The organism is Paenibacillus sp. LK1 (genome assembly GCF_002750415.1).
GTDB lineage: Bacteria > Bacillota > Bacilli > Paenibacillales > Paenibacillaceae > Paenibacillus > Paenibacillus taichungensis.
Genome location: NZ_PEII01000002.1, coordinates 250,944 through 265,305, shown reverse-complemented (window position 1 = coordinate 265,305; position 14,362 = coordinate 250,944). Strand labels below are relative to the sequence as shown.

At 42.9% G+C, this 14,362-nt stretch carries 14 protein-coding genes; 11 read left to right on the top strand and 3 right to left on the bottom strand.

Annotated features, from left to right (window positions below):
* The first annotated feature begins 1 nt into the window (after position 1).
* The 4 genes from CS562_RS04970 to CS562_RS04955 all read left to right on the top strand — a co-directional run bounded on the left by CS562_RS04970 (position 2) and on the right by CS562_RS04955 (position 4,452).
* Positions 2-988: a Gfo/Idh/MocA family protein gene (locus tag CS562_RS04970; RefSeq protein ID WP_099854066.1), complete on the top strand. Its 987-nt coding sequence runs from the start codon at positions 2-4 to the stop codon at positions 986-988.
* Between the two features lie 136 nt (positions 989-1,124).
* Positions 1,125-2,126, top strand: coding sequence for a LacI family DNA-binding transcriptional regulator (locus tag CS562_RS04965; RefSeq protein WP_099854064.1), 1,002 nt, complete (start codon positions 1,125-1,127; stop codon positions 2,124-2,126).
* A 196-nt stretch (positions 2,127-2,322) separates the two neighbouring features.
* Entirely contained in the window at positions 2,323-3,231 is a 909-nt protein-coding gene (locus CS562_RS04960) for a helix-turn-helix domain-containing protein (RefSeq protein ID WP_099854062.1), read from the top strand.
* A 228-nt stretch (positions 3,232-3,459) separates the two neighbouring features.
* The gene (locus CS562_RS04955; RefSeq protein WP_099854060.1) at positions 3,460-4,452 is read left to right on the top strand and encodes an aldo/keto reductase; all 993 of its coding nucleotides are present in this window, start codon (positions 3,460-3,462) and stop codon (positions 4,450-4,452) included.
* A gap of 66 nt (positions 4,453-4,518) precedes the next feature.
* On the opposite strand, the gene CS562_RS04950 is transcribed toward CS562_RS04955, so the two are convergent.
* Positions 4,519-5,424, bottom strand: a complete 906-nt coding sequence (locus CS562_RS04950) for an AraC family transcriptional regulator (RefSeq protein WP_099854058.1) — start codon at positions 5,422-5,424, stop codon at positions 4,519-4,521.
* A gap of 155 nt (positions 5,425-5,579) precedes the next feature.
* Here CS562_RS04950 and CS562_RS04945 point away from each other — a divergent pair, with 155 nt between their 5' ends.
* The 4 genes from CS562_RS04945 to CS562_RS04930 all read left to right on the top strand — a co-directional run bounded on the left by CS562_RS04945 (position 5,580) and on the right by CS562_RS04930 (position 9,104).
* Positions 5,580-6,488, top strand: a complete 909-nt coding sequence (locus tag CS562_RS04945; protein ID WP_099854056.1) for a DMT family transporter — start codon at positions 5,580-5,582, stop codon at positions 6,486-6,488.
* Positions 6,489-6,540: 52 nt separating this feature from the next.
* A complete protein-coding gene (gene csaA / locus CS562_RS04940; RefSeq protein ID WP_076288588.1) occupies positions 6,541-6,873 on the top strand; it encodes a chaperone CsaA in 333 nt (110 codons plus the stop codon).
* A gap of 192 nt (positions 6,874-7,065) precedes the next feature.
* Entirely contained in the window at positions 7,066-8,256 is a 1,191-nt protein-coding gene (locus CS562_RS04935; protein WP_099854054.1) for a glycoside hydrolase family 5 protein, read from the top strand.
* Positions 8,253-9,104: a metallophosphoesterase gene (locus CS562_RS04930; RefSeq protein ID WP_099854052.1), complete on the top strand. Its 852-nt coding sequence runs from the start codon at positions 8,253-8,255 to the stop codon at positions 9,102-9,104. The genes CS562_RS04935 and CS562_RS04930 overlap by 4 nt, the downstream gene beginning before the upstream one ends.
* 66 nt (positions 9,105-9,170) lie before the next feature.
* Here CS562_RS04930 and CS562_RS04925 read toward each other — a convergent pair whose 3' ends face one another.
* Both CS562_RS04925 and CS562_RS04920 read right to left on the bottom strand, forming a co-directional pair.
* Entirely contained in the window at positions 9,171-9,812 is a 642-nt protein-coding gene (locus CS562_RS04925) for a DUF2306 domain-containing protein (protein WP_099854050.1), read from the bottom strand.
* A 49-nt stretch (positions 9,813-9,861) separates the two neighbouring features.
* Positions 9,862-10,896: a DJ-1/PfpI family protein gene (locus CS562_RS04920; protein ID WP_099854048.1), complete on the bottom strand. Its 1,035-nt coding sequence runs from the start codon at positions 10,894-10,896 to the stop codon at positions 9,862-9,864.
* A 177-nt stretch (positions 10,897-11,073) separates the two neighbouring features.
* Between CS562_RS04920 and CS562_RS04915 the strand changes: the two genes are divergently transcribed.
* The 3 genes from CS562_RS04915 to CS562_RS04905 all read left to right on the top strand — a co-directional run bounded on the left by CS562_RS04915 (position 11,074) and on the right by CS562_RS04905 (position 14,298).
* The gene (locus CS562_RS04915; RefSeq protein WP_076288593.1) at positions 11,074-11,760 is read left to right on the top strand and encodes a response regulator transcription factor; all 687 of its coding nucleotides are present in this window, start codon (positions 11,074-11,076) and stop codon (positions 11,758-11,760) included.
* Between the two features lies 1 nt (position 11,761).
* Positions 11,762-13,093 carry a sensor histidine kinase gene (locus CS562_RS04910; RefSeq protein ID WP_099854046.1) on the top strand — a complete coding sequence of 444 codons (1,332 nt, stop codon included), beginning with the start codon at positions 11,762-11,764 and terminating at the stop codon, positions 13,091-13,093.
* A gap of 203 nt (positions 13,094-13,296) precedes the next feature.
* On the top strand, positions 13,297-14,298 hold the full coding sequence (locus CS562_RS04905; protein WP_099854044.1) for an NADP-dependent oxidoreductase: 1,002 nt from the start codon (positions 13,297-13,299) through the stop codon (positions 14,296-14,298).
* Positions 14,299-14,362 lie beyond the last annotated feature (64 nt).

Below are 14,362 nucleotides of genomic sequence, written 5' to 3'. Positions count from 1 at the left end.
TATGAAACTTGGAATTGTCGGAGCTGGAATGATTGTAAAGGATCTATTGAGCTTTATTCATGAGATTCCTGCGATTACGTTGGAGGCCATATGTTCCAGACCTGGTCATCAGGATAAATTGCTAACTCTGCAAGAAGAGTATGGTATTGCACAAATATATTCGGAGTACAGCGATATGATTGCAAATGATGAAGTGGATACGATCTATATCGGACTACCAAATCATCTTCATTATGCATATGCCAAAGAAGCGTTATTGGGCGGCAAACATGTTATCTGTGAGAAGCCATTCACTTCCAATTTGCAAGAATTTCTTGAACTTAAAGAGATTACACGGCAAAAACAGCTGGTGCTGGTCGAAGCCATCACAAACCAATATTTGAAGAACTATTTGTCCATGAAGGAGAACCTGCGCAAACTGGGTGACATCAAAATTGTGGAGTGTAACTATTCCCAATATTCATCCCGCTATGAGGCTTTTCAGGCAGGAGAAGTGCTGCCGGCATTTAAACCGGAAATGTCTGGTGGAGCCTTGATGGATATTAATTTGTATAATATTCATCTGGTCGTAGGGCTTTTCGGGAGTCCGAAGAAGGTGGAATACTGGGCCAACATGGAACGCGGAATAGACACTTCAGGTATGTTGCTTTTGGACTACGGTGAGTTCAAGTGTGTGTGCATTGGTTCCAAAGACAGCACAGCCCCCAATGCAACGAACATCCAGGGCAATAGAGGGTATATCCATATGATGAGCTCGGCCAACAAATGTGAATCCTTTGATCTTGCGCTTCATAAGGAAACGCCGATTCGGGTAGATGTTAAGGATCATCCTCATCGTATGTATGACGAGTTTGTTGAATTCGAGCGTATGATTCGTGAACAAGATTTGGAGAAAGTCACAGCTATGCTTGAGCATAGCGAGAAGGTAATGGAGGTTATTGAACAAGCCAAACAATCTGCCAATCTTGTATTTGGACCTGATCGATAATATATTCTGAAATTCCAGTATGATTATTGTATTATCTTTTTGTGCATTTCCCAAGATGACTGTGTTAAAATGCGGTGAAAGATATAAAAAGTTTATATGTCAGTGAACCAATAACAGTCTTCTTGGGGAGTATTTAATGATAACGATTAAAGACGTAGCAAAGTTAGCGGGTGTCGCGAGTTCAACCGTGTCCTATGTACTCAACGGCAAAAAACATGTAAGTGAGCACACAAGACAGAAAGTACTTGCAGCAGCAAGTGAGCTTAATTACATCAAGCACGGAGCCGCATCCGAATTAAAGCGAAAAAACACACAAACGATTGGTGTTATTGTTCATGATATGTCCGTCCCCTATTTTTCCGACTTGGTGAGTGGAATTGAATCCAGCGCCATAAGTCAGGGATATGATCTGATCGTATGCAGTTCTTTAGGCGGAGAGCGATCGACAGCCGCACGCTTTATCAGAGAGAGAAGGCTGGACGGCGTGATTGTAATCGCTGAAAATATTGAAGATGAATTGTTGTTGCAGGCTGCTGAAACGGGATTTCCTATTGTTGTGATGGACCGGGAACTCCATAGTGAGCATATTGTAAATGTTCTGATGGATGATGAGCAGGGGGGTTATATGGCAACCCGTTTCCTTCTGGATAAAGGTCACCGCGCAATAGCCTACATTAGTGGACCTTTAAATTCGGATTGTAATCTGATGCGATATCAGGGTTATCTGAGAGCTATGCATGAAGCTGGGGTGGAAGAAAATGAGAATTGGAGACTTGGCGGCCAATTTCTGAAAACTGGTGGCTACAACGCAGCCAAGTTGCTAATGGAGGGAGAGCTTCCAACGGCAGTCTTTTTTGCGAATGATGAAATGGCCATTGGTGGCTTAGAGGCATTTAAAGAACACCAGGTTTCCATACCCGAAGATCTATCCATTATTGGATTTGATAACATACATGTAACCGAATACTTAAATCCACCTCTTACGACTTTTCGACAACCCAAAACAGATGCAGGCTCCTTTGCTGGACATGTACTCATTCAAATGTTAAAAGGAGAAGCTGTTGAGTCTACTTATAGGATCAATATACAGTGTGTCGAGCGAGACTCTGTTTCGCAGATGATCCTTTCTGAACGATGAGTGCACATACATTTTCAATGAACACCCTTACAGCCCTAATCACGGGCTGTTTTTCTTTTCATAAGAAATTATCCTCTTAGATCTTCTGAGACTGTAAAAAAGGTTTATCGTCTCATTTAAATGGACATGATTCCAAAAACATTGATTTCCGTTTCCTGTTATTCTATTATTAAAAGCTAAAAAGGCGGGACTATCCATGTCCATGAGAAACGGAAAGATAATCAAGGCACCACAAGAGATGGAACGTGCACCAGACAAGCAAGGAAGCTTAAAACAGAATGGGTTATCCGTTATTCAATTCTGTTTGCATACACAGGGGACAACAGGTTCATTTTTTCTGAAAGATCACATGTTGTTGTTCGTTATATCGGGTGTGTATACGGTCCGATTCAAGGATCAGGAGTACACTGTGCGCAGTGATGAAATGGTGTTTCTTCACAAATCGATTCGTATTGATTACATAAAGTCGGGTGAACCCGGCTCTGAATTTATGCTGGATTATATGATGTTTTTCCTGAATGAAAGTATGCTCGAAGAGTTTGTTCAGTTTTCTGGCTTCAAACAGACAAATAGCGTGAATCAAATCACTCCAGTGTCCATTATTCCGGTCAATGAACTCACTCGCTCTTATATAGCGTCATTGAAACCCTATTTCGAAAATCCAGACAAGGTACAAGATGGACTTGTCCGGCTTAAATTCATGGAACTTCTGTTTCATCTGGCGCAAGCCAATGAACAATTCTTACATCAACTACTGCACCCGAATCATAATCAAAACAGTAACTTTGGCAAAATAATGGAGGAGAATATAACGAATCCCATCTCCATAAGCGATTTGGCTTATTTGTCCGGCAGGAGCCTGTCTACCTTCAAGAGGGATTTTCAGACGCTATACCACACTTCACCCTTGAAGTGGATTCGTAATCAGAGGCTGGACAAAGCCAAGAAACTGTTGGCCGAGACGTCTCTGTCCGTCACCGACGTCTGTTTCTCAACAGGTTTCGAAAACGTTGCCCATTTTTCCAAAGTGTTTAAGCTACAGTTCGGGCTTCCGCCCTCGGAGTTTAGACAGCAATGCAAACGAAGCGAGGAAAAGATTAAATAGGGCCAGCATATTCTGTCCATACTCTAATAACAAGTGACTATGTGCAACTTTTGTGTAAAGCGCTTCGCGATAAAATATCGTGAAACGCTTTTTCCTTATTCGAGACAAATGAGCTAAATAAACAAATCCAATGAGCTTAGCAGCAAAGAAGTGCATCTATTTTCTTGTTATTCTTGACACATGCGTTACAACGTTGTCTCAACCTAAATGTCTGAGGAGGATTAACCAATGGAATATGTGAAATTAGGAAATACAGGCATGGATGTATCTCGGCTTTGCCTTGGCTGCATGGGATTTGGTGAATCAGGGCGTGGTTTTCATCAATGGGTGTTGAATGAAGAGAATAGTCGTCCCGTCATTCAGAAAGCGTTGGAGCTAGGCATTAATTTCTTTGATACAGCAAACGTATATGCTGACGGAACAAGTGAGGAGATTCTCGGTCGAGCTCTTAAGGACTACGCTAATCGAGATGAAATTGTCCTTGCAACAAAAGTGTTTTCCCGCATGCATGATGGTCCGAATGGCGCCGGACTTTCTCGAAAGGCAATTATGAGTGAGATCGACAAGAGCCTCAAGAGGCTGGGAACGGACTATGTGGATCTGTATCAAATTCACCGCTGGGACAACCATACCCCTATTGAAGAGACCATGAAAGCATTACATGATGTGGTGAAGGCAGGGAAGGCAAGATATATTGGTGCTTCTGCCATGTCAGCATGGCAATTCCAAAAGGCTTTGTATGTCGCCGAGAGAAATGGATGGACTCGCTTTGTATCGATGCAGAACCACTATAACCTGATCTACCGTGAAGAGGAAAGGGAAATGATACCTCTTTGTCAGGAAGAGAAAATCGGAGTAATTCCTTACAGCCCACTTGCTTCTGGTCGGTTGACCAGAGATTGGCAGGAAACAACACAACGTTCCGAAACGGATCAGGTTCAAAAGGCCAAATACGATGCGACAGCCAGCACCGATCAATTGGTAGTAGAGCGGGTTGCAGAAATCGCAGAAAATCGCGGCGTTCCCCGGGTACAAATCGCTCTTGCCTGGTTGCTGCACAAGAATCCGGTTACAGCTCCGATTATTGGTGCTACGAAGACATCCCATCTCGAAAATGCAGCTGAAGCTATATCGATTGCGATAACATCAGAAGAAATGGCTTTCTTGGAAGAGCCGTATGTGCCTCATCCGGTATATGGACTTAATGTTGGATTTAAGTAATGTAAGAAGAAAAACCAATCCGGAAAACGGATTGGTTTTTTTGAACAGAACAACATAGAAAACAGACTAATTCTTTCTTTGTTGTTTGATCTCATTACTCGAGTTCCGAAAACTCTTAGGCGTTTGGTTTTGATGTTTTTTGAAAGACTGAATGAAGTTATTTACATGGTTAAAACCAACCCTATGAGCTATTTCAGTTACTGTATAATCGGTTGAAATTAATAGCTCCATGCTCTTTTTGATCCGATACTTAATTAAGTAATCATACGGTGTCATATGAATGGTCTTCTTAAAACTCCGTGTGCACTCCGAGATGCTCAGATGTGCTGTATCAGCAATTTCTTGCAGGGTAATATTCGTTGAATACTGCTGATGGATAAAGCTGAGCATGAGTTGAAGGCGCTCTTGCTGAAGCTTTACATATTTGGGCGCCTCCTCGGAGGAAAGCGTAATATTATGAATCAAAATTAACCACAATTGTACGGTTTTGATCGAAACCTCATATTCCCAACCCCATTTTTTTGTCATATCAAATCTCTTTTTCATATCCCATAACATATCTAGCACAATCTGTTGCCATTCTACATCGCCCTTGATTACCAGCGACACCAGTGAAGAGTCTGTATAAGGTAAGACATAATTTTTCTCCATAGCACTATCTGCGTAGAAGGCTAACAGCTTTTCAGGGAAATTAAAACTCACATATTGACCGTTGTGGGTCAGATGTGTTGTAACATGCAAGACTCCTTTATTAATTAGGATAGCTTGACCAGCTAATAACTCATGATCAACACCGTTTACCTGTATAACCAACCTTCCTTGAGTAACCAATGTAATCTGTAGTTCTTCATGCCAATGCAAGTCATTGAATCCTCTACCTTCAGGAATAATTTTCTCGGAATTAGCTGTGTACATAATGTAAGGAAATGAAGCATCAGGGAAAAGAATCGTCTCGTGAAGCTGCTTTGACATGTAAATGCGTCCTTTCGAATGGTGATATTTATATATAATATAGCGATATTATTACACAATTAAAATATTAACGATGATATTATTATATCCAATCTTTGTTTTATCACCTTAATCCTGTGCACAGAATTTGGATAGAACATGTTGAAGGAGTAAGTATGAAAATGAATAAAACGTTGTATCCGCCTCATCCGTACCTGTTGCTTTTTATCAGCATTTTGTCCATCTCCATTTCTTCCATATTAATAAAGTCCTCAGAGACACCAACCTCTGTAGCTGGGATGTACAGATTGTTCATAACCGTAATACTAATGCTTCCTTTTGTTCCTTGGAAAAGTCTTCGAAACCTTAAGATGAGCAAAAAAGATTGGAGTGTTGTATTGTTAGCCGGACTCTTTCTCGGTTTACATTTCTTATTCTGGATGGAGTCACTGGTGCATACCTCCGTTGCAAGTTCCATGGTCATTTTATCGTTGCAGCCCTTATTTGTAATGGTCGGGTCATACTTCATCTTCAAGGAACGAGCAAACATGGTTACGATTCTATGTCTGGTCACAGCTCTTGCAGGGTCAGTTATTATCGCATGGGGTGACATCGGAGTATCTAAAGAGGCGTTGGTCGGAGATGGATTATCTTTATTGGGTACCATCGCGGTTTCTGCATATATGCTTGCTGGACAAAAAGTCAGTCACAAAATCGATGCAAATGTGTACAGCATTATTGTCTTCTTCCTTGCGGGGAATGTCTTGCTTATCTACAGTCTATTTAATCATATCTCCCTGACCGGATATAACACTTCAGATTGGATGTATTTCTTGTTGCTTGCCATAATCCCAACTATTTTTGGACAATTTCTTATTAATCTATTATTGAAATCTTTAGGCGCAACGACGCTTTCTGTAGGCATTATTGGAGAGCCTGTTCTTGCGATCATACTCGCCTTTGTATTTCTGGGAGAGACCATCTCTCTGTTTCAGTTTATAGGCGGGATGATGACTGTACTCGGCATGGGGGTATATTTTTGGGCAAAATCCTGGCGATACACCGTTTCTGAAGTTCGAACTTGACGTGAATTTACACAACTACAACTATAAGACAAGTAGAAAGGAGAATATATATATGGCTACCATTGATGATTTTTTGAAACTGGATATCCGTATCGGAACCGTTACAAAAGCTGAGTTTTTTGCAGAAGCGAAAGTACCTGCGATCAAACTTGAGATTGATTTTGGAGAAGAGATTGGAATAAAAAAGTCTAGTGCACAAATTACTAAAAGATATGCAGCCGAGAAATTGATCGGTAAACAAGTCATAGGGATAGTCAACTTTCCGCCGCGCCGGATAGCCGGGTTCAAATCAGAAGTATTGGTTCTGGGAGGAATACCCGAAAAAGGGGATGTCGTTCTGTTAAAACCAGATATCAAACTGCCCGATGGAACTCCGATTGGATAATAGCTCGTTTTGTCATATTGGCGTAACAGACAACGGGTAAGATGGCTATCGAGGTGATTGATCATGAAGAAAATATCAGCCAAATCGAGTTGGCCAATCGGAAGAAATGTTTTACTCTCGGCGGCCATTTTGGTTGCACTAGCTGGATGCAGTTCTAACTCTGCTTCTCCAAAGCCATTGGAGATTTCAGGGATGAACAGTAGTCAGGAGGAGAAGCAGGCTGTCCCTTCGGAGAAAATGAGCTACTGGAATGAACAGCGAAAAGGGACCAATTTTATGAACTCCACATCTCTTCCTGACAACTATGAAGCAGCCAGGGAACAGGGCATAGAGTTCGTCCGGCTTGCGCCCGATAAGTGGAGTAAGGATCGAGATTTTTTGTTTAACGACAAGCCAGATGCCAATATCAACGCAGATTTTTTGATAGGCAGCTCGGATAAGTACGTAGGTATCGTGGAAGCGGATTTTGCCCGACTCAAAGCGGATCTGGACGCCGCCGAGGCTAAAGGGATGAAAGTGATTATTACAGTGCTCAGCTTACCGGGAGATCGCTGGCGGCAGTTTAACGGGGCCAAGAATGATGATCGGATCTGGAATGATACTGAATATCACAAGCAGGCTGCTCAGTTTTGGAAAGATCTTGCAGCACGATTGAAAAATCATCCTGCCGTCATCGGCTATAACCTGATTAATGAACCTCATCCGGAAACGGGTACGGGCTTTCATGACTTCTGGACGCAGGACTATTCCGATTGGTATGCCAAAGTGGAACATACCGCAGCTGATCTGAATTCACTCTATGACACGATAACCAAAGAGATCAGGACGGTAGACCAGACAACTCCCATCATTTTGGATTCGGGGCTCTACGCAACACCTTGGGCCTTTACGTATCTGAAACCGATTAATGATCCTAATGTGCTGTATGCTTTTCATATGTATGAGCCTTATGAGATGACAAGCCAGAACAAGAAAAAAGGATTTACGTATTCTTATCCGGGGAGCGTAAAGGTTGGAGATGATGAGACGGAAAAAGAGTTTAACCGTCAGGCCCTGAAACAATTTGTCGAGCCTGTCGCCAAGTGGGCGTCCGATCATAACATACCTGCAAACCGGATTATAGCTTCCGAATTCGGGACGAATCGAATGGTTCAAGGTGCAGAACGCTACATGTCGGATCTGATATCAATCTTTAATGAATACGGATGGCATTGGGCCTTCTATGCATTTCGTGAAGATACCTGGGATGGGATGGACTATGAACTAGGCAGTGAGAAGCCCAACTGGAAGTATTGGGATGCCATAGAAAAAGGAGAGCAGCCATTACGCGGTACGGTAGACAATCCGATTTGGAATGAGATCAAGGAAAGCCTGACGAAGTGAAATGGAGAAAGATCACCATTGCATTAGTGCTTGTTCTATTAGGGATCGGCTGTTATGCAAGGGAGATTGAACCTAAAGCTCTGGCAGTAACTCGCCTGGATATCGTCAATGAATTCGTGCCAGTATCTATGAATGGAATTCAAATCGTGCAATTTTCTGACACCCACTTGGGTTCCGATTATTCGGTAAATCAGCTTCAATCCTTAGTTGATCGTATGAATCGTCTGAAGCCAGATATCGTAGTGTTTACTGGAGATTTAATGGATCATTACACACGCTTTGGCTCAGATAATAGAAAGAAAGCACAACGAGTGTTAGCGAAAATAAATGCACCTCTCGGAAAATATGCGGTTTACGGAAATCACGACAGGGGAGGAGGAGGAAGCCAAAAGTATAAGCAATATATGCAGGACGCGGGGTTTACCGTACTGGTCAATGAGGTACACGCGATCCGTACTGCCACAGGGGATAAAATAAACATAGCCGGACTCGATGATTTTTTGCTTGGAAAGCCGCAAGTTAAGCGTACGCTGCAATCGCTCCGTAAACAGGATTTCAACCTGCTACTCGTCCATGAACCGGATGTTGCGGACCAATTGAGCGCATATCAGATTGACCTGCAACTGTCCGGCCATAGCCATGGTGGGCAAGTCAGAATTCCTTTGATCAAACCGCTTATTACAACTGCATTAGCTCACAAATATGTCGCAGGACTATACTCCTTGCAAGGCAAAAGCAAGCCGCTAAAGCTATATGTCAATCGAGGAATCGGAACCACCCGAATGCCTCTGCGCTTCTTCGCAAAACCCGAGTTAACCGTGATTCGTTTGACTGCCGCTGTAAGCTGATGTTAACTAAGTAAAGCTACCACTCACGGCAGATGCAACCTAGAATGCAGAACAGCCTCCGAAAAATTATTCGGGGGCTGTTCTTGATTTGAAGTTCATTCTGATGATGAATTCTGGAATAACTAGCAGCAAAGCAATAGAGCCATAAATACTTACAGTGTAGCTTGTAACATAAGCCAACCCGAATCCCAGATGAAAAAGGGAAGTGATGAGGTGAATCAACATGTTCGTGAAGCAAAAGGCATAACTTCGAATCATCCAGTTCCGGTGTTGAACCATTCGTTTCTGTTTAATTTGAATGAGAGCGGTAATCGTAATGAATAGCCAGATGATATTAAGCGCATTGAAACCGATACTGCTTATTTTCCCTCCAGTAGCGTAAGGGGCCATATAACCGGAAGTCAGTACAACAAGCGCTACGGACACAATGTAAACATAACCATTTATACGGTGGAACTTGCGGCTCTTATCAAAAATCCGATTAGAGAAGTTGAGTAATCCAGACGCCATGGCCAAACATGCAAACGCAACATGTACGTACATGACATTCAGCCAGATCGGAAGATGAAGCTCACGCTTCGAACCGGTCTTATGGCTTAAAAAGCTTGAAGCTTCAGGGTCTATCCAATAGTTCTTCACTAGAGCATACACAATAAAGAAAATACTGACGCAGGCCAGCCATCCGTATAACGTTCCTCGTTTCTTCATATCAAACTACAACCCCCGAAACTCTTTTTTGTGCACATAGCTAACCAGGCTAGTTTATTCGTTTTCCTGTTAATTTGGAAGCAGGAAGAAGGCCAGCCTTAGCGATTCCATACATTTTATCTCCATCCACGGCAACTTCGAATTTCAGATTCAAACGCATAGGTTTAGTAATTGACAGGCTCCAGGTCAACTTGTTGTCGTAGAGTACAGGGTTCATAAATGGGATTGTTTCGTTACCTTGTGTTGCTGTGCCCTGGATCACATCAGAAATTGTCTTTATGTAGAGTTTGACCTCCAGTTTACCGACAGGTGTAGCGATTGTTGTGTCCCAATTCCCATCAAAGACGGTTGTCTGAGTGTTCTCATTAAGCAATATGCCAGAGGTCACTACCGTTTGATTCATCACAATGTTCGGTTCGTTGTCCGTCAACGACTTGTGAGTGGTGGGCGCAATGCCCTTTGCTCTCCAAACGGTTCCTCTACGCTCATACTCAAACAACTGCTCTATCTCGTGTGCGATACGTGGCCCCAGTTCACGTTCGACCAGATACAACGCAACATCAAGCCCGGAGGTCACACCGCCACCAGTAACCAGATTACCATCATCCACTACGCGTGCCGGGACAGGAATTGCCCCAGTCGCACCAAGTAAATCCATACCCAAACGATGTGTTACAGCAGATCTTCCTTCCAGGAGTCCTCCCATAGCTAACAAGAGGGAACCACCGCAGACTGTAGCGACTAAGATGTCTTTGTGGTCGAGAGCTGTCTTGATCATTGTAGTCAATTCCGTATTCATGGCTTTACCAAGAATGGCAGGAATCGAGTCTGGACCATCTCCTTCAACATTACCGGCTGCACCAGGCACAAGTATGATACCCCCACGTTCCGGGTCAAGAGTGTTGTTCGCTTCAATTGTCAAACCATTCATACCACTAGTCACTGGTCTTGGACCTTCAGCCGTGACCATCTCTACTCTTACGGCGTTGTCGGTATGCAAGGAAGCGGCGCAAAATACTTCGTAAGGTGCAACGGCATCCAATAGGTCGAAGCCATCAAATAACACGATTTGAACAGTTAACATTTCATCCATCCCCTTATCTTTAAGTCGTCCGTACTCACAGTTAGAATCGTAACAAACGAATATCTCAAAGGAAGTCCTAAAAAGGTCACAAAACGATAAACAAATCATCACAGAATTTAGTCTCGACTTGGTAAAGGAAGAAAAAATGATAAACTAGATGGCAGAGGTGGGATAAGCATGAGTATGTATCATACGATACTTGTTGTAGATGATGATCAGAGCATCGTCGAGCTATTAAGGGACTTTCTAGAGAATGACCAATTTCACGTAAAGACTGCTTGTGATACGGAACAAGCTTGGGCCATACTGCAACAGCATTCCATAGATTGCATTGTACTGGACATTATGATGCCGGGACAAAACGGATTTGAGCTATGCCGTCGAATTCGAGGGGACAGCAATGTTCCAATCCTTTTCTTGAGTGCTCGCAGTGATGATGTGGACAAGATCCGTGGCCTTACGCTCGGAGGAGATGATTATATCGTCAAAACGGCTTCGCCTGGGGAAATTGTTGCCAGAGTGAAAGCCGTGTTACGGCGCACTACTTCCAGGCAACCCATGGAAAGGAAGATCTTGGATTATGGACGCATCCAGTTAAATCTGACTGCAAGAGAAGTCCTGGTCGAAGGGGGAAAAGTCGAGCTTACACCTAAAGAATATGAGTTGTTGCGATTATTTGCGGAGCACCCGAGGCAGGTTTTCTCCTACGAACAACTGCTTGCAAAGTTTTGGGAAGGTGTAGGCGACAGGCATACCATTCGGGTACATCTTAGCCGGCTTCGCGAAAAAATTGAATCCGATCCAAACCATCCACAATTCCTCATCAACGTGTGGGGAGTAGGATACCGTTTTGAGGGAGTGTAACATGAGAAAACTCCGTATTCGTACATTTACTATGCTTTGTTTATTCTTCTTGCTTACATTGCCTTGGATCTTTTTTGTCACGGCTCACTTTATGGACACTCAGTCGTTTAGCATCTTTACAAGCCAACAGCAAAATGAAACGCTGCAAAGACATCTCACTGAGATGATCCACATGATTGAAGTTGGTACGGATAAATGGACGGATACCGGTTGGCAAAACGAACTTCATACTGAGTTGAGCAAAGCAAAGATGGATGTGGAGATTGAATCTGCGTCCAATTCGGAAATATATCGTTCCAGCCCGAAGCGTCACAGTCGATTCTCGTCGACCGAACAGTTCTCTGTCATAAAGGATGGGGAATTGCTGGGGAGGGTTGTTCTTTATCTGCCTAAATCCAACGAAGTTCCAATGATTGCTGCATTTTTCGGACTGCTGCTTTCTTTCTTTGTGGTTGGAGTTGAAATGAGAAGATTCCTTCTTAAACCTCTTGAGAAAATGAGCAAGGCGGCCAGAAAAATTGCAGCAGGACATTGGGAAGTCCAATTACCTAAATCCAGAATCACGGAAATTGCCGAAGTCCGTGATGGATTCGAAGTTATGGTGAAGGGGCTTGAACAATCCCACCGTAAACAAGTGGAGCTTGAGGAAGAACGCAGATTTGTCACCGCAGCCGTTGCACATGATTTACGCACACCGTTGTTTGCCTTGCGGGGGTATTTGGATGGATTGGAACAAGGAATAGCTCAGTCACCGGAGAAGGTCACCCGATATATTGCCGTATGCAAAGAGAAATCCGCTCAATTGGATCGATTGGTTGAGGACCTCTTCACTTTTACAAAAATGGAGTACTTGGAAAGTGAACTTAACACAAGAACGCTAGATTTAACACAGATCCTCCGAAGGTCGATAGAGAGTGTGAGTCCACAAGCTGAGCAGAAACATATTTCTATCTTAAACCAATTAACTGACGGTTGTTTTATTAACGGAGATTCGTATGTATTGGAGCGTGCGATGAACAATATATTGGAGAATGCCGTTAGATATACGCCATCAGGTGGAGCAATAACAGTCCGATGCTGTAAAGACGGCAAGAAAATCAGGTTTACAATCCGTGATACTGGACCTGGTTTCTCTTTCGAAGAATTAGAGCGCGTTTTTGAACCTTTGTATCGTGGGGAAACGTCTCGAAGTCGTGCAACTGGAGGCAGTGGATTAGGATTAACGATCTCACAACGAATGATGAAGCAACATGGAGGCGAACTTATGGTAAGTAACCACCCTGACGGTGGAGCAGTTCTGACAGGATGTTTACCGCTAACTGACCCGAATTAAAAAGATTTGAGCGGTCCTTGTCTCCTAAGATTAGGGTATGTTATTTAACGCGTATTATGATGGATTTTGACTTCAGACTGGAAGAGAGGTAAGCCTTATCCCAGCTTCCAGTCTGGATATCACGATATTATGCTTGATTTGTTAACGTGTTAGATATAATATGTTCATATGTTTAAACTCTTAAACGTAATGGAGTGATTTAAATGCAAGCCATGGTAATTGAGAAATACGGGAAGAATGTTCCCTTGATACAGAAAGAAATGCCTATTCCTCAAATCGGAGATCATGATGTATTGGTGGAAATCCATGCAGCAAGCTTAAATCCAATTGATTTTAAAATAAAGGAGGGGAAGGTAAAGCTCCTGCTGAATTACAAGATGCCATTGATCCTTGGAAATGATTTTTCCGGTGTTGTGGTCAAGGTGGGTAAACAGGTAAACGCTTATAAACCTGGAGATGAGGTATATGGAAGACCTCGTAAAGACAGAATTGGAACTTTGGCTGAATACATTGCTGTCCATGAAGAAGACATCGCGCTGAAGCCCCAAAACTTAAATTTTGAAGAAGCAGCATCCATACCACTGGTCGGTCTTACGACATATCAAGCCTTTTACGATATTTTGAACCTTCAGAAAGGCCAAAAAATTTTGATTCACGCAGGATCAGGAGGGGTTGGCACGTTCGCCATCCAGTTGGCCAAATTAATGGGAGCTTATGTTGCTACTACTGCCAGCGATAGAGGTTACGCATTGGTCCAATCCCTTGGTGCCGATCGTATTATCAATTATCGTAAAGAAAATTTTGAAGAAATACTGTCGGGATATGATGCGGTGTATGACACGATAGGAGGCGAGGTGCTGGAAAAATCCTTCCAAGTACTTAAGCCGAATGGGAAAATAGTATCTATTTCCGGTTTGCCGAACGCGAGATTCGGGCGAGAAGCCAACTTAGGCTGGTTAAAGACCACACTGCTATCGATTGTGAGCCATAAGATAACAACTCTTGAGAAGAAAAACCAAGCAAAATATCATTTTCTGTTTATGAAACCAAGCGGGATGCAATTAGAGCGAATAAAGGGTTACTTGGAGGAAGGTCTCATTAAACCAGTGATTGATAAGGTTTATGATTTCAAGGATGTTGGGCAAGCATTTCAGTATCTTGAAGGTGGAAGTGCCAAGGGAAAGGTCATCGTTAAAATGAAGTAAAGTGTTCAATGGAGATGGATACCGTTCTTGTCCGAATGGAGGGCAAGAACGGATACTATAATTC